24 protein-coding genes and 2 pseudogenes are annotated in these 26,736 nt (G+C 65.8%); 8 read left to right on the top strand and 18 right to left on the bottom strand.

All coding sequences use genetic code 11. The features are described 5' to 3' along the window. The 6 genes and pseudogenes from I004_RS39645 to I004_RS37705 all read right to left on the bottom strand — a co-directional run. On the bottom strand, window positions 1-690 hold a 690-nt coding region (locus I004_RS39645; RefSeq protein WP_037977701.1), incomplete at its 3' end, for an ROK family protein. Window positions 691-2,065: 1,375 nt separating this feature from the next. Beyond that, window positions 2,066-2,377: pseudogene (locus I004_RS38505) on the bottom strand (IS1380 family transposase); the annotation flags it as partial. A gap of 118 nt (window positions 2,378-2,495) precedes the next feature. Next, on the bottom strand, window positions 2,496-3,281 hold the full coding sequence (locus I004_RS38500; RefSeq protein ID WP_486580241.1) for a trans-aconitate 2-methyltransferase: 786 nt from the start codon (window positions 3,279-3,281) through the stop codon (window positions 2,496-2,498). Beyond that, window positions 3,278-4,345 carry a PrpF domain-containing protein gene (locus I004_RS35895; protein ID WP_051345400.1) on the bottom strand — a complete coding sequence of 356 codons (1,068 nt, stop codon included), beginning with the start codon at window positions 4,343-4,345 and terminating at the stop codon, window positions 3,278-3,280. Before I004_RS35895 ends, I004_RS38500 begins: the two co-directional genes overlap by 4 nt. 347 nt (window positions 4,346-4,692) lie before the next feature. Beyond that, window positions 4,693-5,553, bottom strand: a complete 861-nt coding sequence (locus I004_RS0124940) for a class I SAM-dependent methyltransferase (protein ID WP_028437736.1) — start codon at window positions 5,551-5,553, stop codon at window positions 4,693-4,695. Between the two features lie 135 nt (window positions 5,554-5,688). Then, the gene (locus tag I004_RS37705) at window positions 5,689-6,117 is read right to left on the bottom strand and encodes a VOC family protein (RefSeq protein WP_028437735.1); all 429 of its coding nucleotides are present in this window, start codon (window positions 6,115-6,117) and stop codon (window positions 5,689-5,691) included. Between the two features lie 1,460 nt (window positions 6,118-7,577). Here I004_RS37705 and I004_RS40505 point away from each other — a divergent pair. Then, a pseudogene (locus tag I004_RS40505) lies at window positions 7,578-7,794 on the top strand (nitroreductase family protein); the annotation flags it as partial. Between the two features lie 573 nt (window positions 7,795-8,367). Here the strand turns inward: I004_RS40505 and I004_RS0124930 are convergent. Beyond that, window positions 8,368-9,324: a chlorophyllase gene (locus tag I004_RS0124930; RefSeq protein WP_028437734.1), complete on the bottom strand. Its 957-nt coding sequence runs from the start codon at window positions 9,322-9,324 to the stop codon at window positions 8,368-8,370. Window positions 9,325-9,488: 164 nt separating this feature from the next. Here I004_RS0124930 and I004_RS0124925 point away from each other — a divergent pair, with 164 nt between their 5' ends. Next, window positions 9,489-10,085, top strand: a complete 597-nt coding sequence (locus I004_RS0124925) for a TetR family transcriptional regulator (protein WP_028437733.1) — start codon at window positions 9,489-9,491, stop codon at window positions 10,083-10,085. Between the two features lie 601 nt (window positions 10,086-10,686). Here I004_RS0124925 and I004_RS0124920 read toward each other — a convergent pair. Further along, window positions 10,687-11,259, bottom strand: a complete 573-nt coding sequence (locus I004_RS0124920) for a helix-turn-helix domain-containing protein (protein ID WP_028437732.1) — start codon at window positions 11,257-11,259, stop codon at window positions 10,687-10,689. A 65-nt stretch (window positions 11,260-11,324) separates the two neighbouring features. Here I004_RS0124920 and I004_RS0124915 point away from each other — a divergent pair, with 65 nt between their 5' ends. Further along, entirely contained in the window at window positions 11,325-12,221 is an 897-nt protein-coding gene (locus tag I004_RS0124915; RefSeq protein WP_051345397.1) for an NAD(P)/FAD-dependent oxidoreductase, read from the top strand. Continuing rightward, entirely contained in the window at window positions 12,221-12,877 is a 657-nt protein-coding gene (locus tag I004_RS0124910; RefSeq protein WP_028437730.1) for a class I SAM-dependent methyltransferase, read from the top strand. The genes I004_RS0124915 and I004_RS0124910 overlap by 1 nt, the downstream gene beginning before the upstream one ends. 1,451 nt (window positions 12,878-14,328) lie before the next feature. Here I004_RS0124910 and I004_RS0124895 read toward each other — a convergent pair. The 6 genes from I004_RS0124895 to I004_RS0124880 form a co-directional block, all read right to left on the bottom strand. Continuing rightward, the gene (locus I004_RS0124895; protein ID WP_158677090.1) at window positions 14,329-14,991 is read right to left on the bottom strand and encodes a hypothetical protein; all 663 of its coding nucleotides are present in this window, start codon (window positions 14,989-14,991) and stop codon (window positions 14,329-14,331) included. A gap of 12 nt (window positions 14,992-15,003) precedes the next feature. Next, complete coding sequence (locus tag I004_RS39640) at window positions 15,004-15,702, bottom strand: hypothetical protein (RefSeq protein ID WP_158677089.1); 699 nt, start codon at window positions 15,700-15,702, stop codon at window positions 15,004-15,006. A 2-nt stretch (window positions 15,703-15,704) separates the two neighbouring features. Continuing rightward, window positions 15,705-17,027: a putative T7SS-secreted protein gene (locus tag I004_RS39635; RefSeq protein WP_158677088.1), complete on the bottom strand. Its 1,323-nt coding sequence runs from the start codon at window positions 17,025-17,027 to the stop codon at window positions 15,705-15,707. A 2-nt stretch (window positions 17,028-17,029) separates the two neighbouring features. Beyond that, the gene (locus tag I004_RS39630) at window positions 17,030-17,326 is read right to left on the bottom strand and encodes a WXG100 family type VII secretion target (RefSeq protein WP_158677087.1); all 297 of its coding nucleotides are present in this window, start codon (window positions 17,324-17,326) and stop codon (window positions 17,030-17,032) included. 1,163 nt (window positions 17,327-18,489) lie between these two features. Further along, a complete protein-coding gene (locus I004_RS38490; RefSeq protein ID WP_078511779.1) occupies window positions 18,490-18,693 on the bottom strand; it encodes a hypothetical protein in 204 nt (67 codons plus the stop codon). A gap of 175 nt (window positions 18,694-18,868) precedes the next feature. Beyond that, window positions 18,869-19,339 (bottom strand): hypothetical protein, encoded by a 471-nt coding sequence (locus I004_RS0124880; RefSeq protein ID WP_028437725.1) that lies wholly within the window; start codon window positions 19,337-19,339, stop codon window positions 18,869-18,871. A 711-nt stretch (window positions 19,340-20,050) separates the two neighbouring features. Here I004_RS0124880 and I004_RS0124875 point away from each other — a divergent pair. Further along, window positions 20,051-20,752 (top strand): HAD family acid phosphatase, encoded by a 702-nt coding sequence (locus I004_RS0124875; RefSeq protein WP_028437724.1) that lies wholly within the window; start codon window positions 20,051-20,053, stop codon window positions 20,750-20,752. 73 nt (window positions 20,753-20,825) lie between these two features. On the opposite strand, the gene I004_RS35885 is transcribed toward I004_RS0124875, so the two are convergent. Continuing rightward, window positions 20,826-21,068: a DUF805 domain-containing protein gene (locus I004_RS35885; protein ID WP_051345395.1), complete on the bottom strand. Its 243-nt coding sequence runs from the start codon at window positions 21,066-21,068 to the stop codon at window positions 20,826-20,828. A gap of 410 nt (window positions 21,069-21,478) precedes the next feature. On the opposite strand from I004_RS35885, the gene I004_RS0124865 reads away from it, so the two are divergent. Beyond that, on the top strand, window positions 21,479-22,099 hold the full coding sequence (locus tag I004_RS0124865) for an L-threonylcarbamoyladenylate synthase (RefSeq protein ID WP_028437723.1): 621 nt from the start codon (window positions 21,479-21,481) through the stop codon (window positions 22,097-22,099). 408 nt (window positions 22,100-22,507) lie between these two features. Then, window positions 22,508-23,032 carry a MarR family transcriptional regulator gene (locus I004_RS0124860; protein WP_028437722.1) on the top strand — a complete coding sequence of 175 codons (525 nt, stop codon included), beginning with the start codon at window positions 22,508-22,510 and terminating at the stop codon, window positions 23,030-23,032. A gap of 63 nt (window positions 23,033-23,095) precedes the next feature. Here the strand turns inward: I004_RS0124860 and I004_RS35880 are convergent, their stop codons facing one another. Then, window positions 23,096-24,286 (bottom strand): PP2C family protein-serine/threonine phosphatase, encoded by a 1,191-nt coding sequence (locus I004_RS35880; RefSeq protein WP_037977649.1) that lies wholly within the window; start codon window positions 24,284-24,286, stop codon window positions 23,096-23,098. A 318-nt stretch (window positions 24,287-24,604) separates the two neighbouring features. Here I004_RS35880 and I004_RS35875 point away from each other — a divergent pair, with 318 nt between their 5' ends. Continuing rightward, complete coding sequence (locus I004_RS35875; RefSeq protein ID WP_037977646.1) at window positions 24,605-25,474, top strand: SigB/SigF/SigG family RNA polymerase sigma factor; 870 nt, start codon at window positions 24,605-24,607, stop codon at window positions 25,472-25,474. Between the two features lie 40 nt (window positions 25,475-25,514). Here I004_RS35875 and I004_RS0124845 read toward each other — a convergent pair whose 3' ends face one another. Both I004_RS0124845 and I004_RS35870 read right to left on the bottom strand, forming a co-directional pair. Further along, complete coding sequence (locus I004_RS0124845; RefSeq protein WP_028437721.1) at window positions 25,515-26,003, bottom strand: SRPBCC family protein; 489 nt, start codon at window positions 26,001-26,003, stop codon at window positions 25,515-25,517. A 57-nt stretch (window positions 26,004-26,060) separates the two neighbouring features. Continuing rightward, window positions 26,061-26,678, bottom strand: coding sequence for a TetR/AcrR family transcriptional regulator (locus I004_RS35870; protein WP_037977644.1), 618 nt, complete (start codon window positions 26,676-26,678; stop codon window positions 26,061-26,063). Window positions 26,679-26,736 lie beyond the last annotated feature (58 nt).

Genomic DNA, 26,736 nt, shown 5'->3' with positions numbered 1-26,736 from the left:
CAGTGCGCCGCCGACCACGAGACCACCGCCCACGGTGCGCGAGAGTTGCAGGTACAGCACATCACTCTCCCCGGCGGCGGCGCCCCACTCCCACTCGGCCAGGGTCGCCAGTCGTGTGCTGCTGTCGAGGAGGACCTTGGCCCCGAACCGTTCTTGCACCAGTGCCGAGATCGCCGCGTGCCCGTCGGTGTCCGGGCCTCCGGAACCGGACGTGGCCACTGGCCCCATCATTCCGACTCCGATCCGGCTGAGCGCTCCCGGACCCAGGCTGCGGCCCCTCAGCGACTCCACCAGCCGGTAGGCGATGCCGACACGGTCCCTCCATGACAGGTCCGGCGGGTGCGACTGGCTGGCTGTTCCGATGATCTCGTCGACCAGGCCTACGGCCACCCGCACTGCCTGTTGGGAGAAGTCGATCCCGAGCACCTGACTGGTTTGCGGATTCAGCGCCAGTTCTTCTACTGGGCGACCGCGTTTCCGTTCGGTCGACGGTGGGACCGACACTTCGATCACGCCGTCGGCGATAAGCGAAGCGACGACGTCATACAACGTCGTTCGGGAGAGTCCGGTCATGGCAATCAACTGGCTTCGCCTCAGTGAGCCGTGCCGGCTCAGCAGCCGAATCACGAGTTCGTGGTTTTCCTTGCGAGGCCTCTGCAAGAGGTTCTCTCGACGTTGTGTGGCAATCATGACAGCTGGAGTTCCTCCGTCTCGTTCTGATCTCTCAGCTACCGGCTCCGGCTTGATGAGTCCTTGCACTGCGCCTTTCGATGCACAGCGATGCCCCTGGTCACAGGCATGTCAGCCGTCAGCGGGACCTCACCGTACTGCGGGGATGAAGAGGAACGGAGGACTTAACGTCGCCCTGGGAAGCCGGGTATGCGCTGGAACCGGAGGCGTCTGTACGGGAGTTGGCCCCTGCGGTGCGAATGGCCACGCCGGGGACCATCGCATTTCGCGCACAGTAGCCGTGAGTAAACGAAGAGTTGAGCCGGGGAATCACTGCCGCTCAGCTGCTCGAGGTGCGCTCTGGGGTGGCTCATTCCTTTGTGCCGACCAGTCTTGAGGAAGACTCGGAAGGGAGGGTCAGATCTCTGAAAGTCCGTGTGCGGTGTTATCGGAAATAACTTCGTAACCAGTGTCACGACTCTGCTACGGCAAGCCGACTAGTACGGACCTACTTTCCAATCACCATTGCGCCGAGACGCGGGGCCCGCGACCGCCCCTGCGACGGGCCCCTGACGTCCAACTCACCTGCAAAGTAGGTGTGATCGTGGCCTTGCGGGATCCAGCTGGCCGAGATACCCCATGTCTGAGGGATCCGGGTATGGCAGGCGTTGCACTGCCAGAGAACGCCTCTTCCAGGCGGATGCGGAAACGGTGAAAATCGCACATGCCGCCTGCTTCGGCCGGGTGGTCGTTCCGGTGCTCGCCCCGCGGCCGGATGTCAAGGTCACGAGTCCCTGCCCGCACCCGCAGAACTCTCCGGACATCAAGGCCGGACCCCCTGCTTGCCGGAGGAGAGCACCGGGAGCGGGTGCCGCGGTCGAGCACGAATCCGCAGAACGTCCGGTGCCGCGCGTGCAGAACGTCTCCGTGCCGTTGGAGGGTGACGGCGCGGGTGTAGCCGTGGATCTCGGACGGTCAGCGGCGCCGTGCGGGCGTCGTCGGCGCCGCGGCGGGTGCGGGAGGGTGATGGGCCTGAAGAGCGGCTGCGCGGCGGGCCTTTCGGGCGGCTGCCCGTGCGCCGTTAAGGCGCTGCTGGTGGGCTTCGGCGAGGGCTTCGCCCTGGGGACCGCTGCGTTCCTGCCTCACTGATGGGGATCTCTGAAAGCGGCCAGGTGTGCTCGACCTCCCCACTTGGTTGCCCGCTGGACGAGGTGAACGGATTCGCCCGCCAGTTGAGGGTTCGGACCGCTCCTCCCCGTCAAGGGCGCCTACGGCGTCGCTGCGCGATGGTCTTCCCCCACCCTGGACGGCTCGTCCCGGCCCAAGTTGCTGGCTGGCTGTCGGGCGAACCCGGCGGTGCGACGCTCCGCCCCAGGTCAGCAGCCCATGGGTGGGGAATCTCAGTGCGGGCGCCGGGATGCGGCCGTTCTTCGCGGACGATCAGCCGGATGCCCTTGGCCAGCCCTGGAGGATGTCCGCCGGCCAGTTCGGCGACCAAGGCTCCCCCTCACGGACCTCGCCGCTGGCCGGAGTCCAGGCCAACACGGGGATCTTGAAGACGTGGCTGTGGATGGCCTCGGTGATCACCATGCCGACCGAGTAGGAGAGCCAGCGCCCCCTCTGGGCGCCAGGCCACGAACCCATGCGTGCCGCCGGCGGAGTCGGTGCGGATGAGCGCCTGCCGCCCTCGCCGGTACATCTTCGGCAGAGACCCCGCCCACCCGACAACTTGACAGTGCCCCTCAGAACACCGGCAGCCACCAGGCGGTCGTGGGCTCTCGTCGTCGGACAGCACGACCGGCACGACGTGTCTCGCTCCGAGGTGCTCAGATGATTCGTGCCACAGCGAAGATCCGACGGTATGGCAACCACGTCGTGCCATCAGCACGGGGCGGATACGCGGCACGTAGCTCAGGTGCCAGTTGACTCTGGAAGCGCGCCCAGCATCCGTCGTCGAGCGCCGCGCGGACACGGCTCAATACGCTGCCGCAAAGCCACTGCAGCACGGGATCTCTGCCTGAGAGGCGATGCAGGTGGGTGGTTTCCCAGGTGTCCACCTCGCATCCGGCGTCGGCCAGAATGTCTGCGTAGCCGTTCGGTTCCAGTACGGCATTCGGCGGGAGAAGCACGTCAGACAGCATTTCCTGCCACTCGGGGGATTCAGCGAGTTTCCTCGGAAGGGCGTGTGACAGTGCGGAGAAATTGCCCGGCACCTGTACTGCGAGCCATGCACCGGAAGGTAGGGCAGCCGCCCATTTGACGAGTAGCTGCGGGTGCTCTGGAGCCCAGTGCAGCACGGAGTTGCTAATGACAACGTCAGTATCCGATTCAGGGCTCCAGTGGCGTAGGTCAGCCAGCTGAGCGTCGATGCCCTGTGCACGGGCGGCGGCGACCATCGCGGGTGAAGAATCCAGAGCGGTCAGCTTGGCCCGGGGCCACCGCTGGAGGAGTGCCGAGGTGACGTTTCCTGGACCGCAACCGAGGTCGACGACATGCCGGGGCTCGGCTACGTTGATCCGGCACAACATCTCGTGGAATGGTCGCGTGCGTTGCTGGGCGAAGATGAGGTATGTATTTGGGTCCCACATTGAAACTTCCTTGGTGTAATTCACGTTCCGTGGGGTGGCATCTTCAATTGCTCCGCGCGTCTGTCAGGCTGCCGGAGAACTCCCGCCAAGCCGGACAGAAACAACTCTTCTCCCAGAGCGCCGTAATAAATGACACTCTTATCGTCGATACTGGTCCATGACAGTACGTCGTCATGGCTTGTGCCAGAAACGGATGCTCTGACCGTGGTCGTTCCTCCCGGTGTGTCGATCACGAGGTATTCGGGGGAAAGACCGGCGCGTTGGGCCAATTCATGTGCGATGGTGCCTTCGATCGCCGCGGCTGCAGCCAGACACGCGCCGCCGGTGGCGGCCAGGCTGGGATGCCAATGGGGCACCGACAGCGCACGGATCGCCAGACGCTCTTGCTTGAACTGGCCCAGCAACGCGATCTTGGGGAAGGCCCCATCGGTGCGCCAACCGAGATGACGGGCGCCGACGACACGGAGATCGGTCACCCACTCGAACAGCAACGGATCATCGGAGAAAAACCGGTCGCTAGTCGATATCCCGAGCTCAGCCGCGTCAATGAAGATGTATGGGTTTCCAGCGGAGACCAGCGAGGCGGATATGTCGCCGGATCCGGTTGCCAGGCGCACTCTTGCCTGTCCTGTCATGAGCAATGTCCGCAGCGGGACCGGATGGGGCTGGGTGAAATGCATAGTGAACTTTGCGGTGGTGCGGGTGCTCTCCTCCGTCTCGCAGACGATGTGGTCTGCGGTGTTGAGCACGTTGATTCGTATTCGGGTGGCGGGAGCAAGCGGGGGAAGCCAACCAAGCTGGACAGCCGTCATGATGGAGGAAAGGATCGAGTGCCCGCAGTTGCCTTGAACGTCGAATCGGTCGCCAGGAAGAACTTGGACGAACTGGTAGTCGAGGTCGAACCACGGATGCTCCGAGGGTGCGATGAGGGCGATTTTCATGACCTCGTCCCTCCCGGTATCGACCAGCGCTGAGCGTATTTCGCTCAGTGCGATGAGCAAGTCCTTCTCATCGCATGGCTGGATCCGGCGGTCCACCACGAGAGTCGGGCACGGGGCGCCCAGGGCATAGGCGAGATGGCCGATCATTCCAGCCCTCCCTTCATGATTCCTGCCATGTCGGCGCTGAACCGACAGCGATGCACCGACTGACCAGTAGACGCAAGATCATCAATGAACATACCCTTATTGTGTGGCGGTCCTCTCGACTACTAGGCGTATCTCGCGCGGAACCACGCGGCCGGTGTTCTCCCTTATGAAACCTGTATTTCCACGCCCGGCGAACTCCGGAATTTCCGGTCAGGAGCACTCCTTACTCACATGAGCACCTCGAACAGCACGGTTGTTCATCCCCCGAGCCATTGCCGAGCACGCCGGCGCAGTGCCTGCTCCGCCGCTTGCCAACATGTCGCCGTGGGGCCGGAGGTCTTCGAGGCTCAGGCGAGCCGCCGTGCGACGGTCAACCGCCGCTCCGTACCGTTGGACACCGGTCCGCGCCCGTGCCGGACGGCGAAGTCGTCAGGGGCTACGGCCGTGACCGTCCAGCCGTGCTCAGCGAACCAGTCGCCCGGAGCGGGACCGTCCTCGTGCACGAGAGCGTCGATGTCGACGCCCCCAAGCTTCGGGAAGAACGTGACCGAGCCGACGTGGCTGTCCAGCGCGACCTGACTTCCCGGTGAAGACAGCTCGTCGATCATCCTGAGCAGCTGCTCCTTGGCACTGGCAGGCAAGTACCGCAGCACCCCTTCGACCAGCCAGGCAGTGGGTCGCGAGCGGTCGAACCCCGCCACGCAGAGTGCCTCCGGCCAATTTTCGCGCAGGTCTCCCGCGACAATGCGCCGGTCACAGCGCGGCGTTGCCTCCAGCTGACGCAGCACGGCATCCTTGAACTCCAGCACCGCAGGTCGGTCCACTTCGAACACCGGAAAATCCGGGGGCCACTCCAGACGATGTGCGCGCGTATCGAGCCCTGCGGCGAGTACTACTGCCTGAGCCGCCCCATCTGCCCACGTCTGCGCGAAATAGTCGTCGAAGAACCGCGTCCGTACGGCGCTGAGTTCGGCGACCGAGAACCACACTTCCTCTTCGGACGGAGTATCCGGCCGCCCGCTGCTCGACACGTGAGGGAGCCGAACGCGCATCGGCACCGATGAACTTGCCGCATTCACGAAATGCTCGGCGTATGGATCGTTGATCAAGGGGCGCTCGCGATGCGACTCCATCGCTCGACCTGACGCCACAAGTAGCGCGGTTACGCCGACGTCGCTGGTTATATTCCATTGCCCGTGTTCCGGCATAGTTGTTCATCTCCGATCTGCGGCCGGCGGTTTCCGCGCTACGGAAATACCTGGGGCGCGTATGGTTTCAAGCTGGCCAGCGCCCGCGGCGCCCGGCAGTGCTTCCCCGCGGCGCTGAATGTCCAAAGCGTGAGGTCAGCCATTCATTTCCCACAGCCCGATGACGGTTCCATCCGGGTCCCGGACCTTGGCGTAGCGACCGGTGAGGTGGTGTCCCATGGCCGTCATCGCCTTTTCGTTGTCAGGAAGCGGCACCGGACGAATCGGCGACTTGAGGCTTCCACCGGCGGCGGTGATACGTGCAAGAACAGTGTCGAGGTCCGCCACGCTGAAGTAGACGATGGGAACCCGCAAGCGTTGCGCATCATCGTGCTGCTCAAGGACCGCGAGCGTGTCCGCGGAGGTTTCAGTCATCAGAGAGCCGCCAGCCGAGAACTCGGTGAGCTGCCAGTCGGGAAAGAGACAACTGTAGAATCGAGCCGCCTTCTCCAGATCGGACACTGGCAGCTCGACAAGGCCCGGCCTGCTGATAGGCGGCCGGATCGCCTGCCGTTCCGGATTCATCGTCCACACTCCTTGAATTTCGTGCTGCTGCGCCGGCTGGCGTGTCCATGGTAGTGACAGCCGGGTTATCCGTGGAAGAACACCTAGCGCTGCACTAGGTCAGGAGAAAAGCCGCGTACGAAGAATTGCTTTTGCGTCTTACCGTTGGAGTACCGTACCCACGTCGGTGAGAAATACGCGAAGACCGTACACGGATCGTCTTTGTATTATGCCGAAGAGGGAAACCTGGCGTAGAACTCGTTCTGCCCCTCGTCGAGTCCGCCGCCTTGCACGATCGCCATGCGACCGTGCATCTGCAGTGCAGTCGGGACCAGCGGGTCGGTAGTGACCGTGATTTACTGCGCTTGTTGATGCAGATATACAGGCACCCGACCTCGCCCTTCGGGGCGAAATGCATCGCGGAGGCATGAGGCGAACCGTCCGGCAGTAGGGTGGAGATAACACAGACCGTGCTCGCCTGGAGAAAAGCGCATGCATCCTCTCCGACATCGTGGGATTCGCGCTCCTGATCTGCGTCTGCGAGGCGGTCGGACTCGCCGTTTGACTGCGTCTCGGGAGGGAGGCCGGGACCTCGGAGACGGTTTGCATCGCACCGCGAACGAGTTGAGACTTCACGTGCGGCGTTCATGAGTCAACTCCTTGCTGGATGATTGAATTTCGCCTCTTTGAGCACTGGGGCTGCTTTGTCATCGAATAACGAAGCCCGAAATTTGGCAGTGCGCAGAAGATTCCGCTCGAAAACTGGCGAACAACGCTGTTCCGCGACCCTCCATCAGTCGAGCGCGAATATGCCGGGCGCGAACCAGACCGTCGCCCGGGATCGGGTCACACCCGCACCATCCAAGCGCGATGTGACGGTGCCGTCGTCACACCGAGAGTAAGATCATCATCGTCAACTCCACACAGGCCAACGAACGGAGTCTGAATTGGCGTGAATCTAGATTGACGTGAGTCCCCCGTCAAGGTCTGCGGCCGCATCAAACACCGTCCGAGCTTCTTAGCAGCCCTCTCGGCGCCGACCGGCCTGGAGAGGTACCTGGAAGCGGGCCTGTGAAGTCGGCTCTCTGGCGAGCTGCGAGCCGACTGCTCGACGAATTTATCCGGAGCCCCAGTGATTTAATCCGCCTCTGCCACCTTGCGGCATGGCGGGAACACCTGCATTCTTCTCTTTCTGATAAGCCCGTCCGTGAGTGTGCCCACGCCGCACACGTTCCCGCTCTTAGACGGACGATGAGCCGGGAGCCGGCACCTTGGTGCCGGCTCCCGGCTCATCGTGTGCTCAGTCGTGGCCTGGGAGCGAAAGACAGCATCACAAGAAATACTCAGACGGATACGGCGACCACACCGTCCCCAGCGCCGCATGCGTACCTCACCGCGGTGCGGGGGATCGAGACGCTGGCTGCTCGCGCGACTCAGCACGCACTCGTCGGCGCGTCTGACCCGTACTGAGACGAGGGCCGATGACTACGGAAACCGCAACCGCTCGAGCAGCCTCCCTTCTCACGCTTGACACAGCAGCGCAGGATTTGCTGTTCAGAGAGGCTCACACGGGCAACGAGTTCGCGGACAAGCCTGTCACAGACGAACAAGTGCAGGTTGTCTATGAGTTAGTGAAATTCGCGGCCGACGTCGATGAACCAGCAGCCGATGCGTATCGTGCTGCTGCGCTCGCCCGAATTATCAGCTCCTGCATGGACTTAATCGCGCAGACCGGTAACGAGCCTCGGAGGACATGTCATTGGGTGAGTCTGCGGTAACAGATGAGAGGCCAGGAAGTGGATGGCCTTGCATTCGTAGCGGCGGTGCAGGCGGCACGCTGGGCGCCGCGCCGCAGATGAGCTAATGAGAAGGCAACTCAGGTGCTGTGTCGACGAGCTGCACAGAACATTGCAGTCCTGACGCGCATTTCTGCTCAGTCGCCCTGGCCCTCAAATAGCCCACGGCCCACAAAGCCGCTTCTCCGGGTACTTCCTAGAGCAGAACCAGTGACTAGGTGCCCCGCGGATTTCGGCGGCGAGGGTGGCGACCGCGCGTGCCAGCCAGGGTCGGCCAAGACTCGTTCGGCGAGTTCCGGTACTGCCTTGTGCACAGAGGCGGCTTGCCGTTGCCGTTTCGGTTGGGGGAGTTGGGGCCTCGGCGGTGGAGCGTGCCCATCGGGTGTCCGGCGTTCACCGGTGCGCTGTCTATGTACTGGCCGAGATCGTCTTGCAACGACGCAGACCGTCCGCTGTAGGGCTTCGCCGCGGCCGCCTACTTGGATTCGACTCGTCCGTCCGGGTCGGCCCCGGTCGTCAGCACCTCGCACGCCGCCTGCCAGGCATGGTCGCCGGGCTGGAACTGGGTGCGCAGGTAAGCCGACGTGAGGCGCGCGAGGGCGGCGACCCGCTCGGGGCTCTCGTCGGTGGTCTCGTCAGCGTCGTACCCGGAGATGCCGCCGAGCAGGTGCTCGGCGCCGAAGAGGGTGAGCAGGGACTTGGGTGCGGGGGAGAGGCGGTAGGGGTCGGTGTGCCAGTCGGGGCCGATGTCGGTGAGGTGCTTGGAGTCGTCCTGGTCGCCGGCGACGACGAGGGTGGGTGTGGTCATCGTGGAGAAGTCGGTGGTGTCGAAGAACGGCACCTTGTCGGCCATCCATCCGTTGAGGATGTCGCCGCCCCTGCCCGGTGCGGCCAGCAGCACACCCGCCTTGATCCGGGGCTCGGCCAGGTTCACTTCCTCCCCGGTGTCGGGGTCGGCGCTGCGGGCACCCAGCAGGAGGCTAGCGGTGTGGCCGCCGAGGGAGTGCCCGGCGACCGCGACCTTGTCGTGGTCGATGCGTCCGGCGAGCTGCGGCACGGTCTTTTCGATCTCGTCGAGCCGGTCGAGGGTGTGGCTCATGTCCTCGGCACGTGAGCGCCAGAAGAAGGGGGCTCCGGGAGCGTCGGCGAGCTGACGGCTCAGTGTGCTGGAGCTGAGGTGGGTGGGCTGGATGACGACGAACCCGGCTGCCGCCCAGAGATTGGCGATGGGCGCGTACCCGTTCAGCGAGGACAGGTTGTTGGAGCCGCCGTGACCGTGAGAGAGCAGGATGACGGGCAGGCCGGTCCCGGCAGCGGGCGCGGAGACACGGACCTGGAGGTCCACGGGCCGTCCGGGCACGGACAGAATCACCGGGCTATACGACAGGACAGGAGTGGGCGAGCCGAAGGCGGTGTCGGTGGATGCAGTCATGGTGAAGGGTCCCTTCTGGAGTCTGCGCCGTTGCCGGTCCCTACCGGGCGGTGGCAGGCGAGTGGTCAGGCGTGTCCGGCCTCAGCTAGCCTGAAGCGGAACACTGCTCCCTTTATTATTCGGAGCGATGTTCCGCTTTGTCAATGGTGTCGGAAGGAAGCCTCGTGTCCACCGAGAGTCCAACCGGGAAGGCGTCGGCCCGAACCAAGCGGGCCGACGCGATCCGCAACCAGCAGACGCTGCTCACCGCCGCCGCCGAGGTCTTCATCACCTCGGGCGTCGACGCGCCGATCCGCCAGATCGCGGCCAAGGCCGGCGTCGGGATGGGGACGATCTACCGCCACTTTCCGACACGGGCGGATCTCGTCACTGCCGTCTACCGTCACCAGATCGAGGCATGCGCCGAGGCGGGCCCAAGCCTGCTGGCCAGCGCCGATTCTCCGTTCGATGCACTGCGCCAGTGGATCGACCTCTTCGTCGACTTCCTGGTCACCAAGCACGGACTCGCCGACGCCCTGCAGTCGGACAGCAGCCGCTTCGCCGCGCTGCACACCTACTTCCTCGAACGCCTGGAACCCGTGTGCGCGCAGCTACTTGGCGCCGCGGTCGACGCCCGCGACATCAGGCCCGGCACGCAGCCCTACGAGCTGATGCGCGGCATCGGCAACCTGTGCATCGGACGCGACAGCGACCCGCGCTACGACCCCCGCCGACTGATCGAACTGCTCCTCCAGGGACTCCAGCAACCCCAGCCCGCCTGACAGAACGAACCGGTGCACCTCCGGCGGACGTCGGGACGCCGTTCTGAGCCTGCATTGTGCGAAGACTCGGGGTCATGACGGACCCTAACGAGCACCCGGGGGCCGACGCAGACGACGTCGAGCGCCACCCCTGCCCCGAGCTGCGGCGTCCAGCCCGCTGGGCTTGATCCGCCTTGGTGGTGCGGCGACATCACCTACGTTCCGACCAGGGCCGGCCGCGAGGGCAGGGCGTCGAGCTGCTACCGACTGCTCCCGTTCCCGTTCGGTCTTTTGCCACTCTCTGGCTCGGTTCGGTTGGCCCCTGGTGCATACCGCTGTGCTTGCGCAACCAGTCGAGCACGGCGAGGTGTGTCCGGCCGTGACGCTCCTTTTTTGACGCTCCGGATACCGTGCAGCTCGCATGCCGATTCAGAGAACCGGCACTGACCTGCTGTTTCTTTCATTCTCACTATTGCGATCTCTTCCCGATGACGCACCACCTGGAGTGCGTGGCGATCCTGGAGCCGGCCGCGAAGGCTTCCTGACCACCAGTTCCTGACCTGCCGTTCTTGGGATCGTTCCACCCTTGGGGGTGTTCCGTCGGGCGATGGCGAAGGCCGGGTCAGGTCCCGGACCTGACGTGCATCCGCTCGCCCTGCGGGCCGAACAGCGCCAGCATTTCGGTGGGTTGGTCGCCCCGGTTGGCGATGACGTGCGGGGTGCGGGTGTCGAACTCGACGACCTCGCCCGGCCCGAGGTCGAGTTCGCGGCGGCCGAGGACGAGATACAACCGGCCGGAGAGCACGTAGATCCACTCATAGCCCTCGTGGACCTTCGGCTCATACGGCCCCGGCGGATCGTGCGCCGGCACGATCACCTTGAACGCCTGCAGCCCGCCCGGCCGCCGGGTCAGCGGGATGAACGTACGGCCGTGCCGTTTGATGGGCCTGGCCCGCACTCGCGGATCACCCGTTTCCGGCGCGTCGACCAGCTCGTCGAGCGGCACCTGATGGGCCCGGGCCAGTGGCAGGAGCAGTTCCAGGGTCGGCTTGCGCTGCCCGGACTCCAGCCGGGACAACGTGCTGACCGAGATGCCGGTGTTCTTCGCCAGTTCGGTCAGGGTCGCGCCCCGCTCCACGCGCAGCGCGCGCAACCGCGGGCCGACCCCCTCGAGTACGTCGTCGAATTCCGCCATCCTCACAGTTTGCCAGACCGGCAAGAATATTTGCCGATCCGGGGCGATGTCCGCACTCTTCAGGCATGGACATCAACGAGACGTACGACGTGGTCGTGGTCGGAGGCGGAGCGGCGGGACTGAGTGCCGCGCTGGTACTGGGACGGTCGCGGCGATCGGTGCTGGTGATCGACGCCGGCGAGCCCCGCAACGCCCTTGCCGACCACGTGCACAACTACCTCGGCAGGGAGGGCACCAAGCCCGCCGAGCTGCTGGCCGTCGGACGGGAGGAGGTCGGGCGGTACGGCGTCGAGGTGCGCTCCGGCCGGGTCTCCTCCGCCGCCCGCACCGGTGGCCGTTTCGCTCTGGGACTCGAGGACGGCAGCTCGGTCCTCGCCCGGCGGCTGGTGCTGGCCAACGGTGTGGTCGACGTGCTGCCGCAGGTCCCGGGCCTGGAGGAGCGGTTCGGCCGTGACGTGCTGCACTGCCCGTACTGCCACGGCTGGGAGGTCGCCGACCTGCCTTTGGGGGTCGTGGCGAGCGGGCCGGACTGCGTCGAGCGGGCGCTGCTGTTCCGCCAGTGGAGCGAGGACGTGGTGATCCTGCTCAACGGCCGGCCAGCTCCGCAGGGGGAGGAGGCCGAGAAGCTCGCCGCCCGCGGCATCCGCTGGGTGCCGGGCAGGATCAGACGGGTGGTCGTCGAGGACGATGCCATCAGCGGCCTCGAGCTGGACGGAGGCGAGATCGTGCACCGGGCGGCGCTGGTGGTCACCACCGTGCCGACCGGCGACACCACACTGCTCGACGCCGTCGGCGGCCCGGATGCCCCAGGCCTGAAGGTCGTCGGCAACGCGGCCACGCCGTACGGCGGGGTCATCGCCTCGGCGACCGACGGCATGGTCGCCGGAACGCTTCTCAACCACGACCTCGTCCTCGAGGAGACGGCCTCGGCCGTCTCGGAGCACCGGAAGGAAGCCGCGTGATGAGTGGACACGAACACCAGCTCACCGACGAGGAAGCGGCGGCCATGTTCGAGCCGCAGAGCTGGGAGGAGCGGTACTCCAGTGAGGAGACGATCTGGAGCGGGAACCCCAACCCTCAACTGGTCACCGAAGTCTCCGAGTTGATCCCGGGCACCGCTCTCGACGTCGGCTGCGGAGAGGGTGGCGACGTGATCTGGCTCGCCCAGCAGGGCTGGAGGGTCACCGGCGCCGACTTCTCCGCCAACGGCCTGGCGCGCGCCGCCCGCCACGCCGATGAGGCCGGAGTTGCCGACCGCACCGACTGGTGGCAGGTCGACGCCCGCACGTTCGCGGCCGACGGCCGGTCCTACGACCTGGTCACCACGCACTTCCTGCACCCACCGGACGGCGGGATGGTCGAGGTCGCCGGCCGACTGGCCGAGGCCGTCGCGCCGGGCGGGCACCTCCTGGTCGTGGGCCACGCGCCGTCCGAGATGTTCCCTCATCTCACCGCGAGCCACCGCAGGGCGATGTTCCTCGCCGAGGACCTTCTGCCCGGCCTGCCCGACGGCTTCGAAGCGCTTGTCGTCGAGCAGCGGCCACGGACGACGGTTCGCGACGGCGTGACCGTCGACGTCCACGACTCCACGCTGCTGGCTCGCCGTACAACGGTGTAGTGCGGTGGACATTCGCACAGAAGACTTGCTGCGCCACCGTTCTGACGTCGCTCGGTGAATTCACACCAACGAGCCGTTCAGGAGGCCCTGTTCGTAGCACCGAGCAGCCCGCGGCCAGCTGATACGGGCTCGTGTTTCCCCGCAAACCCCACGACCGCTACGGCCCGACCTGAGCCAGGAACCCCCGCGACCCCGGTCGACGCCCCGGGACCCAACCGGACCGTGACGACCGGGAGCAACCGCTCCCCTCGGACTACGTGCTCGGAGCTGTCGGAAACTGGGACAGCAACTGCCGCCAGGTCTGGCCGATGATTACCAGGTCACCCCAGGAACCGTCCGAGAAGTGGAATCGGAGAGTGGCCCTGTGCGGCATACCCCCGGCCCACTCGAGGTGCTTGATGCTGCGGACCTGTTCCCTCGGCAGGGACCAGCCGACCTCGGAACCTAGCTCCCCGATGTACACCAGGTGGAGTCCGGTACGACCAGATACCCAGGAAACGCCGTGCGGATGTGTGGTGAGCCGCGAGCAGTGAGCCGGCGACGCTTCCCCAACCCCCATGCAACGTACGCCTCTTGCGGCGAAAGGAGATCTTGTCCAGGACCCAGTCGAAGAAGTTCCCAATCGGATCGGTCACGTAGTAGACGGGTGCGATCACAAACCAGAACAACCCGTCCAGCAAGCCCTTCTTCGGCTTTGGACCACAGCAGGGTTCGGCCACCTTCGGCGCGGCGGCGTGTTCGCACGCCCCGAGCCCTGGCTCGGTCCGATCACCACGGGCTGATCCACGCTGGCCAGCGCCGCTCGACCTGGCCGGTGACCTCCAGCGCTACCTGCTCTGCCTTGTTGCTCATCACGCTCGCTACCTCATCACGTCAGCCGAAGTCGCTCTCGACTTTCTCATTGGCCGAGAGACCGTCGTTCATGCGGTCCTCAGCGGTCGGCCGGGTGGCAGAGGAGCGCGGCCCTGCTGCGTGGGAGGGCGGCTGTCTGTCAGGGGATCGGCGGGACGGTCGGCCCTTCCTGCGCGAGCAGGCCGCGGGCGAACTGTTCCCACCGTGGCCGGGCAGGGCCGGTGCGCGCAGCGCTTACCGGGAAGTGATCCGAGGTCGATATCGACTCCCTGATTTCGATGACCTCGTGGAGCAAGGGCGCCTTCTGGGCCTGGGCATTACGGGTCTCGCTCTCCTTCTGGCGGCGGGTGCGCGCCGTCGCTGTGGGAGACGGACAGGGGTCTCGCAGGGGGCACTACGTGTTCTGATTACCCCTTAGGATATTGTCCGGCACCTTCACGGTTCTCGCATGTCCGGGAGCCGTCAACTCGCACCGCTAATTGCACAGTTGAGACAAAGAGCCGACCCCTCGAAATCCGACCACAGGGGGCGGGCCGGGGTGTGCTGCCGCTACCCGGGACTACGCCGCCACCGGCGTGGAGGGCAGCGGTAGTGCTGAGTCAGGTCGGTCGGCCGGCCTTGAGTAGCTCGTCTTCAGCGACGGTCAAGACGCGTTTGATGAGGGCCACCTTGGGAGCGTGGACTTCCCGGTAAAGGCGCATGGCCGCGCGGGTCTTGCGCAGGAAATACAGGCCCAGTGTTACTAGACCTACTGCGAGTACACTCATCACGGTCAGGCCTGTAACCTCATCAGATGCGCTTGCACCCTCAGACGCGAGGTAAATTGCGCCACCCAGGCAGAAGATGGCTGGAATCCAGCTGAAGACCACGCCGATGATGGGCTTCTGCGACCGCGCAGCTGTTTCACCGGCAGCGCGCTCAACCTCCAGGCACGTGTCCGCGTCGAAAACATCGAATCCGGTTTCCTTGCGGACCTCCTCCGCTTCGGCGCGTGCGGCGGGAACCTTGCGCGCGATCTTTCGGGACGGTCCACCGACCACGTCTTGTGCAGGCGCATCATCTCGTTGGAACAACCACGTGACGGTTCCCGTGTTGTTCCTCCCCCTATATACATAACCCCAGCGAGAAGCCAGGCTCTGTGCCTTCCCGTCTTTCCATCCGCTGAAGTTGGAGACAGGAACAGTCACTGCTTTACCTGCTGTGCTTGGCATAAAACGCGAAGCGCGAAAATAGCACAGGAAGCGTACCTCTTCATCATTCACTAGGGTCACCTATCATCCGAATTCATTTCTTGCCCAATCGTTGACTGCTGCTCGCAGCTCGTTCTCGGTCGAATCGACTTGCTTCTTAGGGGGCTTGAAGGAGACGCCGTTCAGGGCTTCGGCAAATACTGGGAGCAGGTCTTCCCACGCCTCAATATCTGTGGTGGTGAACAATAGTTGAAGGACTGACCTGCCATGCGGAAACGGGACGTACGCTTCAAGTTGGCGCTGTGTGGAAACAGCCTCACGTTGTGCTGCATCCCCGAGCAGTGAAGCAAAATCTGGTGTTTGAGTGTCTCGGGAGGCCAGCACGACTGGCCCAATAGTCAAGTTGATGATTCCGCATTCGAGATCATCAGCTGTTCCCGTCAATTCACCGAGAAGTCTTTCGCCAAAAGAAGAAATCGGTTGCACGTTCTCCTCGATGACAAACGCGGACAGCATCCCGCTGCACAGCTCACCGTCTGCGCGCTTGTACATGAATGTTGAGACACTGATTGCTCCCTGCGCGAGCAGCTCTTGAATCGTGATCTCGGTAGCTGCGACAGCAGTCAGCTTCTCGAATACGGGCGCTGAGGGGTACACGTGGTGGAGGGTTTCGCCCAGTTGAGCCGCCCTGTCTTCAGGCTTCGCATCGAGAGCTATCTCTGTAAAGCCTTCCGGGAGGGTGAACCAAACAGGTACAGGAATCGTAGCCGAAGCAAGATTCATGGCTAGTTGGCGCCCCCTAGTACCGCCCCCACGCCCAGTGCACTGCTCACTCCGATGATTGTGCCACTCACTTTGGAGCCTGAGATTCCTGGATTGACGCCACCGACGACATTGCTGGTTCCACCGCCGACGCTGTTCGCCGTTCCTGCACTGGATGAATCCGTGAAGAGAGACGGGACCTGCGCCCCGGTCGTTGCTGATCCAGTGCCCGCTGTCGCATAGCGAGCGGCGCTACGTGCCACATCGTCCGTGGCTCCCATTTTTGATGCCGCAGCCCCAACAGTCTTATCTAGCAGCCACGGAGCTGTTGATGCCTCCAGCTTCATGGTCCGTACCCCACGACTGACCGCCGTGCTGCCCGCTCGCATGCCTTGTGCGACTTTGCTGCCAGAGGCTGCGAAGCGCGCCCCCTTGGCTCCGGAAATGATCCCACGACCGGCCACACCGACCCCTGGAATCGACCCCAGCAGGTCCCCCCCAAGGGTAAGGTAGTTGCCGACGTTCTTCTGCGGCGGCCACAGCTTTCCCGCGCTGGCGTACTCCGCCGTGTGAGTTGCGAGCGCTGCCAGGCTGAGGGCTACTGCGAAAGGGGCGAGAATCGGGCAGAACAGTGCTGCGACGCCCAAGACTCCGGAGAGGGTCCCAAGGATGTCGCCCTTGTTTTCGTCCAGCCAGTTGACGAAAGAATCCCAGCCACTTGGCGGGGCAGACTTGTCTGCTGCCTCTCGTACTGCTTTGGCCCGAGCGTTGGCCACGGACTTGTGATCGGTCTCCAGTGCTTCGGCACGTTTAATGAGTTCGTCGATGGTCGACCGCGCCCCGTTGAGCCGGGAAGTCGCCTCGTCTAGCGCGTTATTGGCGTGGTCCAGACGTCGCTGTGCGTTTTGGCGGGCCGTTTCGTCAAAGTACGTGGTGCCCGCGAGGTCGAGGTCTGGATTGTTGCTCGCCTGGCTGTGTTCGGACTCTGCCCGGCGGACGCGAGTCCTGGCCTCTTTTGCCTCCGCTTCAAGGCGCCACGCTTTGGGCTGGTTTTCGGTGAGAGTTTCATGCCAACTGTGCAGGGCGCGCTTGGCGCCCGTCATCGCGTCACCCGCGTCTTGGAGGTACTTGGGCAGCTTGCCCACCCGGTCAGCGAACGACTTGGCTGCTTCGCCACTCCAAGTGCTCGATTTCCCTTTGGTGATCTCGTCCAGCACCGCGTGGACCTCTGTGAGGTGCTTTGCCACCTTGCCGAGCTTCACACTCAGGTTGTCCACGACATGCTGAGTTCCGGGTGCCGGATCGAATCCCAGACCCGACCAGTCCTGAGGCTTTCCAGTGGTCATAGTCAGTTTCCCCCGGTGGAATTCATTGCTTCCGCTACGTTGTGTTCGTTCTTCTCGTAGTTGTCCGTGATCTGCTTCAGGCCGCTCTTCAGGTCGTCCACGGAGTCACGGATTTCATCCAGGCCGTTCTCCCACTTGTCCTGAAAGTGCTCGCAGGCCTCGTCGAAGAAGTCGAATCCCAAGCCTTTCGGCCCGATATCGCGCAGAGCGTTTAGTCCACTCTCCAACTCGCCGGCACAGTCCTGGAGTCGTGCGACGAGCTTCCTCAGTTCTCGAACTTCCACTGCGAAACCGGACACAGTGCCCCCTCTTGTTCCCCGTTACTTCGCGAAGCAGCCTAGCAAGGCGACGTGGAGCCAGCCATGCTGCCCAGCGTCGTCCGGGTCAAGGATGCAGAGTCGAAGTGCCGAAGCGCACACGGTTCTTGGGTTTCGTAAGAGAGAAGTGCAGGAGTAGAGGATGGGACGTGCACGAGTGGTGGCTGATCAGGAGATTTTGGTGGACGAAGGCCACAGGCCCGGTGGCTTGAGTCCCGGCCGCCGGGCAGGCGCTCGATCTGCAGGTTCGCGGGCCCTGCAGGCGGGGTGCAATTCCTCCCGGGTCAGGGTCTCGGCGTGACCGTACCGGCTAGTGGGGGGCGGAGGACTGAGGGACTTGGGCGGAGGTCCGCCGTTCTCTTGGATGGCGAGCGCGACCGCGTATGGCCAGCCGGGGATCAACTTGTTTGTGCTACGGCCCCGTCGGTTCTATGTGGCACAACAGCAACGCAGGGCTGGTCTGGGTATCTGGCTCGCAGTCAGGTGCTCACGACGACGCCGAGGACGACCCGCTCTTGTCGGAGCGGGAAGGCCAGCAGGTGACGGAAGCGCGATGGTGCCAGCCAGCAGGACGAGTCGTGTTTCGATTCGTGTCCGCGCCGCGCCTGGCCGCGAAGAGAGGCGCCCGCCCGCACGAGGTCGAAGAGCCCTCGGCATGGAGGTAGGGGCAGTCGTAGAACTCGACCCGAAAGTGCAACAGTTCGTAGTGCTGCTCGACTGCCGGACAGTCGAGGATGTGCCCGAGGGTTTGGATGAGTGACGACTTAGTCTGGACCGCGCAACATCGTCCTTCCTTTACTTTCTGAGTACTCAGAATAGTCATTGGAAGCAGAGCGCCTGGAGGCTTCTCTCTACGGGGCGACCCGCAGTTTCGTCCGGAGGACGCGCAACAAGAGGGTATTCACGGGTAAGCACCTTTCGAATGTCGAAGCCATCCGGTGGGTGGTGCGCGCGGCGGAGGACGACCTGCTCGCGGGCTGGCGGCCGACCGGGCTTGCGAAGTAAGGACGCAGTTTGAGCCGCCCAGTACGAACCACGGGGGCGTGGTCCTCGGCCACCCGCTTCGCGGCTGTCCCGGTGAACCGTTGAGGTCGAAGCCCGTGCGGCTGCGCGCGTTGGTTTCAGCTACGTGGGCGCTCAACAGCTCAGCGGGGCTGAGGGGTTGAGGGGTTGGATGTGCCCGGGCGGGCATCCCATTCGCGTCCGCCGCTGAGTGGGCGGAGCTGGAGGTAGGGCCCTTCGTGGCCCACGACGATGCCCACGCGGTCTCGGGTGGTGTCCTGGACGGCGCTTCCGACGACGGGTGCGGGCAGCGGGCCGCCCGCACCCGGTCGTGGGCCGTCGGTCACCGGCCGGCTCCCTTGACGATCACGGCGGCCGGAGCGATGGCGACGGGCGCGGAACAGACGCCGAGGTGGACGAGGGCATAGCGGGCATGCGGTTCCGGGCCCGGGGAAGGAGGCGAGCGGCGCGGCGTCCGACGCCGCCGCCCCGCTCACCGGGCGGACAGGGTGCTCAGCCGCCTCAGAAGGTGAACGGTCCAGGTGTCTGGGCCGAGGTGGCGGTGCAGTTCACCGTGATGACCCCGAAGATGACGAGTTTCACCGACTTCGCCTCCATGACGTCGCCCGCGGCGACAGTCCCGTCCAGGGGGCCGGAGTTGACGTCGTCACCGGCTGACATCGCGGGGTTGGACTTCCCCGTGAAGGTCGCGGTGTCGCTGCCGTTCTTCGTCATGGTGAGCGTGGTCTCGACCGATCCCGCGGCGACGTCGATCGGCGCCTTCACGGCCGAGGAGGAGAGCGTGATCGTCGCCGCGGTGCCGTCCTGTGTGGCGGTGAGGGTGGCCTCGCCGGAACCGGCGCTGCCGCAGTCGGCGCTCACGGTGGCAATCGTCGGGTCGACGGCGGACGCGGTCGGCGCGAACGCCAGGGCGCCCGCTGCCAGTAGCGCCGTACCCAGTGCTGTTCCCAAGGCTGATCTGCTACGTCCCATGGAAGTGCCTTCCGTGTGTGGGGGAGTTGCATGACCACCGCAGTCGTCGCGCCACGTCTGACGCTCGGGGGACGGTGTGGGGGTGCGGTGCGTGCCGCGGTGTCCGGGAGTGCGAAGGTCCGCGGCTCAGGCCGCACTCCGGGGTGCCGCGGGTCTGGCTTGCAGGTCAGTCCACGCGCTGCTTATTGATGCGCCTGGCGCGGGCGAGCGCAAGAGCGCCTGAGGTTGGTCGGGGGGTGTCTGTGGTGGGTTTGAGCCATCGTGACGACGCGTCCCGTGCGGGTGGTGGTCCGGGCTTCGCGCGAACAGGTCGGAGCGAACCCCCAGTTCCTGGACTGCGAGGTGACGAAGCGGGCCGCGTCCTGCTCCGGATTCCCCTTCATTGCTGAAGGCGATCGGCCCGTCCTTCGCGGCGACGTACTCGGAGACGGCCGGCGGTTCCGGGCCGCGGGAGTCCAGTGGTTCATGCCCCGGCCTGCGGGGATGTCGCGGGAGCCGTCCCGTTCGGGACGGTCCGACGCGTCCGTCGTGAGGGAGAACGGACGCTCGTCCGGGGCGCGTTCAGATGTCTTGGAACACACCAATCACTACCGACCGGTAGCCGGAAGTTTCCACTCCGGCCATGATGAGACGTGAGCATGCCACGGGCTCTTCGTCGATCCGGCGACGGGCCGTCCCGTGTCGGATCTGCGACTCAGGAGTGAACCCCCCATGCATGTACGCAAATTGACAACTCGGATAGCGGTCTCCGCCGCCGGTGCGGCAGTGGTGACCGTGACGGCGGTCGGCGCGACATCGGCCACCGCCGCCCCGGCGCCGGCCGATTCGCAGGCCGCACGCACGGCTTCGACCGCTCCGGCTCAGCAGCAGGCCGAACACGGCAGCAGCACGCGCGAAGACGTCGGCACGCGTGCAGACGTCGATTACGAGACCTGGAAGCGCGACGTCAGCGCCGTGACGGGCGAAGCCCGCCCGTACCTCGAGGAACGCATCTCCCAAGGCGCCGGCGAGAAGATGGCGATCGTCCTCGACATCGACAACACCTCATTGGAGACGCACTTCCACCCCATTTGGGAGTTGCCGACGCCTCCGGTCGAGCAGACGCTGGATCTCGCCCGTTACGCGGACTCCCGTGGTGTGGACGTCTACTTCGTCACCGCCCGTCCGGGGATCATCTACTCGCTGACGAAGGACAATCTGGAGAAGGCAGGATTCCCGATCGACGGGCTCTATCTGCGCGACCTGCCGGACATCTTCGACGAGGTCAGCAAGTACAAGACCGCCAAGCGGGCCGAGATCGAGTCCAAGGGCTACAAGATCATCGCCAATATCGGCAACACCCCGACCGACATGGTGGGCGGGCACGCGGAAAAGACGTTCAAACTCCCGGACTACGACGGCGCGTTGTCCTGACGCCGCACCGGTGACGGAATGTGGAGGGCGAACGGCCGGGGTGCGCGAGACCCGGGCCGTTCGCCCGGCTGCGTCAGCCCGGCCGCCGCGCGTGATGGAGCCGCCGGGCCCCCAGGGCCAGTGCGGGTATGAGCATCACGCCGACGTAGAAGGCGGCAATTGCCGAGGCGGGCAGGCGCACTTCACCGGCTTGCTCACCGACTCGGAGCAGTGAGGACGTGACGGTGCTGATCAGGGTCGATATCCAGAACCCCCTGCGGCGTGCCTTTCCGGCGAATTCCGCGTAGTCCTTCAGGGCCTTCAAGAACCGGTGCATGTCTTTCTCCTGCGGTGCGGGCCACGCCGCACCCCCCGTTTCGTAGTGCTGCCGGATGGACCGTGTCCGCGGAACGGGCGGCGTTCCCCCTGTCGCCCGGTCCGCGTCCACGGTCCGTCCGGATCTCACTTCATTTCTGCCGCACCACCGGTGCGGCCGGCTGTCGGCGGCCGCGGACAACAGGGCACGTGACCCGGAGGTCCGCGGTGCCACGTACTCCGTGGACGGCTGGTCGAACCGGCCACGGCTGCTGCCTCGGACAATCAACGCCGACGCAGAGTGATGATCGGTGCGTGAGGGAAGCGGGCGCCTGAGTAGGCGCTACTCAACTTCGCTACGCAGTGTGTTCGTTACCCGGGCGGCCATGCCTCACCTGGGCGCCGGTGCCGCAGGTCGCATAGGGTCGGCGGATGGCGAAGTACTTCGACGTGCACCCGGACAACCCGCAACCCCGCACCATCAGCGCCGTGGCCGACAGCCTCCGCAACGACGCGCTCGTCGCGTATCCGACGGACTCGTGCTTCGCACTGGGATGCCAGCTGGGAAGCCGCGACGGCATGGACCGGATCAGGTCGATCCGGAACCTGGACGACCGTCACCACTTCACCCTTGTGTGCCAGAACTTCGCGCAGCTCGGTCAGTTCGTCCACGTCGACAATGACGTGTTCCGTGCGATCAAGGCGGCCACGCCCGGCAGTTACACCTTCATCCTCCCCGCGACCAAGGAGGTGCCGCGCCGGCTGCTGCACCCGAAGAAGAAGACGGTCGGGGTCCGGATCCCCGACCACGCCGTCACCCAGGCGCTGCTCGCCGCAGTGGGCGAGCCGGTGCTCTCCAGCACCCTGCTTCTGCCCGACGAGGAAGAGCCGATGACGCAGGGCTGGGAGATCAAGGAGCGGCTCGACCACGTCGTGGACGCGGTGGTCGACTCCGGCGACTGCGGCACCGAGCCGACCACCGTCATCGATTTCTCCGGCAGCGCCCCCGAGATCGTGCGCAGGGGTGCGGGCGACGTCGCACGGTTCGAGTAGGCGGACCGCCGGTTCTCCGGCCGGGTTCTCCGACCGGGTTCTCCGACCGGAGAAGCTCGGGAAGGAGCTCACGGCCGCCTGGAGATCGCGGCCCGTGGATCACGGCACCGGTGGCCACAGCCTCCCGAGCACTCTGGGCCTGGCACCTTCGCCGCGTAGGCGGGGGAAGGTGTACGGACAGCCGCCGCCGGGCAAGCAAGTCCCGGAGTACGATTGTCGTCCGACAAGGGTCAGCTCGGGGCTCTTCGGCAGCACCGTCCGGCGGTACATCTCGCGACCGGCGCGCTTCCGCGAGCGCCTGCCGCCGGGCGCCGATGACCCCCCTCTCGGGACTTGAAGGCGTGGGAATGAAGCGTTGGGCCTGGATCGCATCAGGGGTCGGTCAACCGGGGTCGGAGTGCCTCTGTGATGGGTGAGAACCGCTCGCCGTCCGCACAGCCACGGTCACGGGACCGCGGGTCGCAGGAAGCTGCCCGGGCGGCCCGCGAGGTCATCGAGGTGCTCGAGGTGCTGTGGGAGCGGGGCCGGGACGCCGTTTCGCCTTCGCCCGTGTCCGCCTCGCAGCTGAAGGTGCTCTACTGCCTGGAACGTGACGAGGGAATGAACCTGCGGGCGCTGGGCCAGACCCTGGGCTCTGCGGCGTCCTCCGTCAGCCGTCTGTGTGACCGCCTCCAGGCGCTGGGCTTTCTCGAGCGCACGCCGAGCCCGGTCAGCCGCCGGGAGCTCGAACTGCATCTGACGCGGCAGGGGAAGGACTACCTGCGCGATCTGCGACGCCGGCGCGAGGAGGCATTGACGGCGACTGTCGCCGCCATGCCGCCCAAGGCGCGTGCGGCACTGATGGAGGGCCTCAAGGGATTCCAGGACGCCGCGGAAGGCGCCCTTCCCGAGCTCGGCCTCAGCGGCAGCGAACAGGTGGAGAGCTCCGCCTGACCGCGGCCGTGGCGGCGACGCTCGTACCTCTTCGGCCGCCAGTCCCGCGCCGGTCCGCGCCGGTCAGTGTGCGGGAAGTCCGTTGGCGGCTCCACGTCCCTGCCAGTCGACGCAGAGCACCAGGGCGTCGTCGTCGAGCGGGGCGATACCCCGGTGGTCGGCGAGATCGCGGAGGACGGCCTGGGGGACCTGCTCCGCAGGCAGCAGCCGGTTGGCGTTCAGGGAGCGGGTCAGGGAGTGCTGACCGTAGTTCTCGCCGCTGCGTGAGAGCGCGTTGTAGACGCCGTCGCTCGCGAACAGGAGCCGGTCGCCCGGCTGTACGTCGAAGCGCTGGGCCACGTAAGGGGTGTCCTCGAACATCCCGAGGGGCAACTGGTCCTCGAAGCGCAGAGCCTCGGTCTTGCCCTCCCTGATGCGCCAGGCGCGGGGCGAGCCCGCCTCGACGACCTCCACCCGTCCGGAGATCAGCTCGAAGCGCAGGAGCAGCATCGATACGTACGTCGCTCCGCGGTGCCGCCCGTAGATGGCCTGGTCGGCGAGGCATGCCTGGTCGGCGAGGGTGAGGCCCGCGCGGCGCGCGTTGCGCATGGCGTTGACGGCGAGGTTGGTGAGCAGCGCGGCTTCGATCCCCTCGCCCATGCCGTTGGTTATGGCGAGGGTGAGGTGGTCGGCGGAGGCGGACCAGTCGTAGTTGTCGCCGAAGATCGCGTACGCCGGTTCCAGGTGGGCGCCGAGGGCGAATTCGGACCGCCGGCAGGAGCGTCCGGGCAGCAGCTGCCACTGCATCTCGGCGGCGAGGGTGAGCCGTGCGGCCCTGCGCGCCAGCAGATAGATGTCCGTGTCGCGCTCGGCGACCATGATCTCGTGGCCGAGCGCCATGCTGAGCTGTTCCAGCTGGGTCAACAGCTCTTTGACGTCGGCGTCTTCGGGAAAGACGACCGACAGAACCCCGACGCGGTCGCCGCGGACGCTCACCGCCAGGTGCACGGTTGTCGTGTGGGAGGCCGGATCGAGCTCCACCACCGGCTCCTGGGCGCCGAAGGCGCGGCCCTCAGGACTGTCGTGTATGGGCACCGGCTCGGTGGTGAGCGGCACGGCCTCCACCGCCTGCAGTGTCCGGACCCCGTAGTCCGCCATGCGCAGCCGTACGTCGAGCGCGTCGTAGTGCTGCCGCATCGCCTTGGTGACGACGTCGGGCAGCTCGTGCGGAGCCGCGGCGCGCAGAGCGCGCTCGACCACAGCGAATCTGTCCACTTGTCCTGCTTCTTGCCGTGCCGGCTACGAGGTGTCGGCTCGGCGCTGGTGAGCGCTTCACCGCTTGTGCTTGTCGCGGTCAGCGTACGCGACACCAAACCTTCACTTGTATGTCGGAACTGTGAACGAACCCACAGGCGGAATTCTGGCGTCCGCCTGCTTGGGGCGACGCGGGGACTGTGGGCAGGGGTGATGCGCATTCGGTGCCGACTGCAAACACTTGCGCGTCGACAACTTTCTGCTGCATGGGTGTGGTGCCCCGCCTCCGGGGCAGGTAGAAAGATGCAGAACGACAACAGTTGCCGTACGGAGGCTTTCATGGGCAGCAGAACCGCGCCGCGGAGCAGAGCGGCGGATGCGAAGGCCGAAACGGCTGGTGAAACGCGGGCCCCGCGGATCGACGCCCCGCAGTCCGTGCCACCTCAGGACGCGCGACGGCTGACGGCGGTCTTCCTCCAGCGGCTCCAGGAGCTCGAGGAAGGCACCGCCGACTACCAGTACGCGCGCAACACGCTGATCGAGCTGAGCCTGCCCCTGGTCGGGTTCGTCGCCAGGCGGTTCCACGACCGGGAGGACCAGTACGAGGACATCCGCCAGGTCGGGACGATCGGGCTCATCAAGGCCATCGACCGGTTCGACCTGAGCCGGGAGGTCGAGTTCTCGACCTTCGCCATCCCGTACATCGCCGGTGAGATCAAGCGCTTCTTCCGCGACACCACCTGGGCGGTGCACGTCCCGCGACGGCTGCAGGAGCAGCGCATCGCCCTGGCGCGCGCCACCGACGAGCTCGAGGGCCGCCTGGGCCGGTCGCCGACGACGGGCGAACTGGCCGAGGAGATGACGGTGTCCGTCGACGAGGTCACCGAGGCGATGGTCGCCTCGAACGCCTACTCCACGCACTCCCTCGACCTGTCCAGCGACGAGGACGGCGAGGCCAAGGAGGTCAGCACGCTGCTCAACCGCCTGGGCCGCCGGGACCCGGCCCTGGAGAAGGTCGAGGACCTCAACTCGCTCAAGCCGCTCCTGGCCGGACTGGAGGAGCGCGACCGCCGCATTCTCGAGATGCACTTCGGTGAGGAGCTCACGCAGCAGCAGATCGGTGACGTCCTCGGGCTTTCCCAGATGCACGTCTCGCGCCTGCTGCGCAGGTGTCTCGGCGAGCTCCGCGCCGCCATGACTCAGGGCTGAGCAGGCCCCCGGTCGGCGGGCCGTTGGGGCCGGCGCGGCGCTAGACCGGAGCGGTCTCCAGGTGCGACCTGAGGCGTTCCAGTGTGGTGGTGATGTTGGCGTTGTTGGCGCCCATGCGATCGAAGACACCGGTGACCAGGATCGCGAAGGGGATGAACCACAGCGGGACGCGCAGCCAGTTGGTCTCGGTGACGGTGCAGCCTTCGTGGGTGGGCTCGATGTCGTACTGCCAGCGGGAGACCGGGATTCCGAGGGGCGCCTTCACCTCGTAGGCGAAGCGCCGGCCGACGTCGGCGTCCGTGATGCGGCAGGTGGTCGTCCAGCGGCGGAGGCCGTTGCGGTTGTAGCCGCGGAAACAGGCGCCCACCGCCGCGGCCCGGGCGCCGCGCAGCCAGCGGGCGCGATGGGCCTCTTCCGTGAAGCGGGCCATGACGGGCGGGTCGCTGATGATGCGGTACGTCTCGGCCGGGGTCGCCCGGATCGACACCGTGCCGGTGGCGGCGGCCTCCGGGAATCGGGGTATGTGCATCCGGATGCTCCCTCCATCAATGTAAGCGCTGATTACATCAACGCGGCATGACGATGGTCAAGACCGGCGGAACCCGGGGGAGTTGGCGACGCCCAGGCCGAAGGTGTCCAGGACCTGTTCGGCGAGCTGCTCCGCCTTCGCCGGCGGCAGATACCCGTCGACGATCATCTGTGACAGGCCGTAGATCAGTGCTTGACCTGCGAGGCCCACCACGGCGGGGTCCCCGGCGCGCAGCTCACCCGCTTCCTGTCCCGCGACGATGATCCCGGTCACGGCCTGCTCGATGCCGCTGAGGTGCTCGTGCAGTTCGGAAGGCCGGCTGCTGCCGAACACGCTGGACCTGATCAGACCGAAGCGGTGCGGGTGGCGGATCGCGTAGCGCACGAAGCCGAGCCCGAAGGCGCGCATCGCCGGACCTCTCTCCTCCGGGACCGCGGCCTTCTGCCACTCCTCGAAGTCGCCCAGAATGCGTCCGGCCACGGCTGTCAGCAGCGCCTGCCGGTCGGCGAAGTGCCGGAACGGCGCGCCCGGTGACACCCCGGCACGGCGTGCGACTTCGCGCACGGTCACCTTCTCCGGGCCCCGTTCGTCGAGGAGATCGAGCGCCGCCGTGACGAGTGCTTCGGGGAGGGAGCCGTGGTGGTAGCCGGCGCGTTCGGCTGGCTGGTCCTTCATGAGCGCAGTGCTACCACAGACCGGGGCGGGCGGCTGGTGGCCCGTGCGTTGAGCGCGC

The organism is Streptomyces sp. TAA486 (assembly GCF_000426165.1).
The sequence above is the reverse complement of the archived record's forward strand: the minus strand, read 5'-3'. Positions and strand labels throughout refer to the sequence as shown.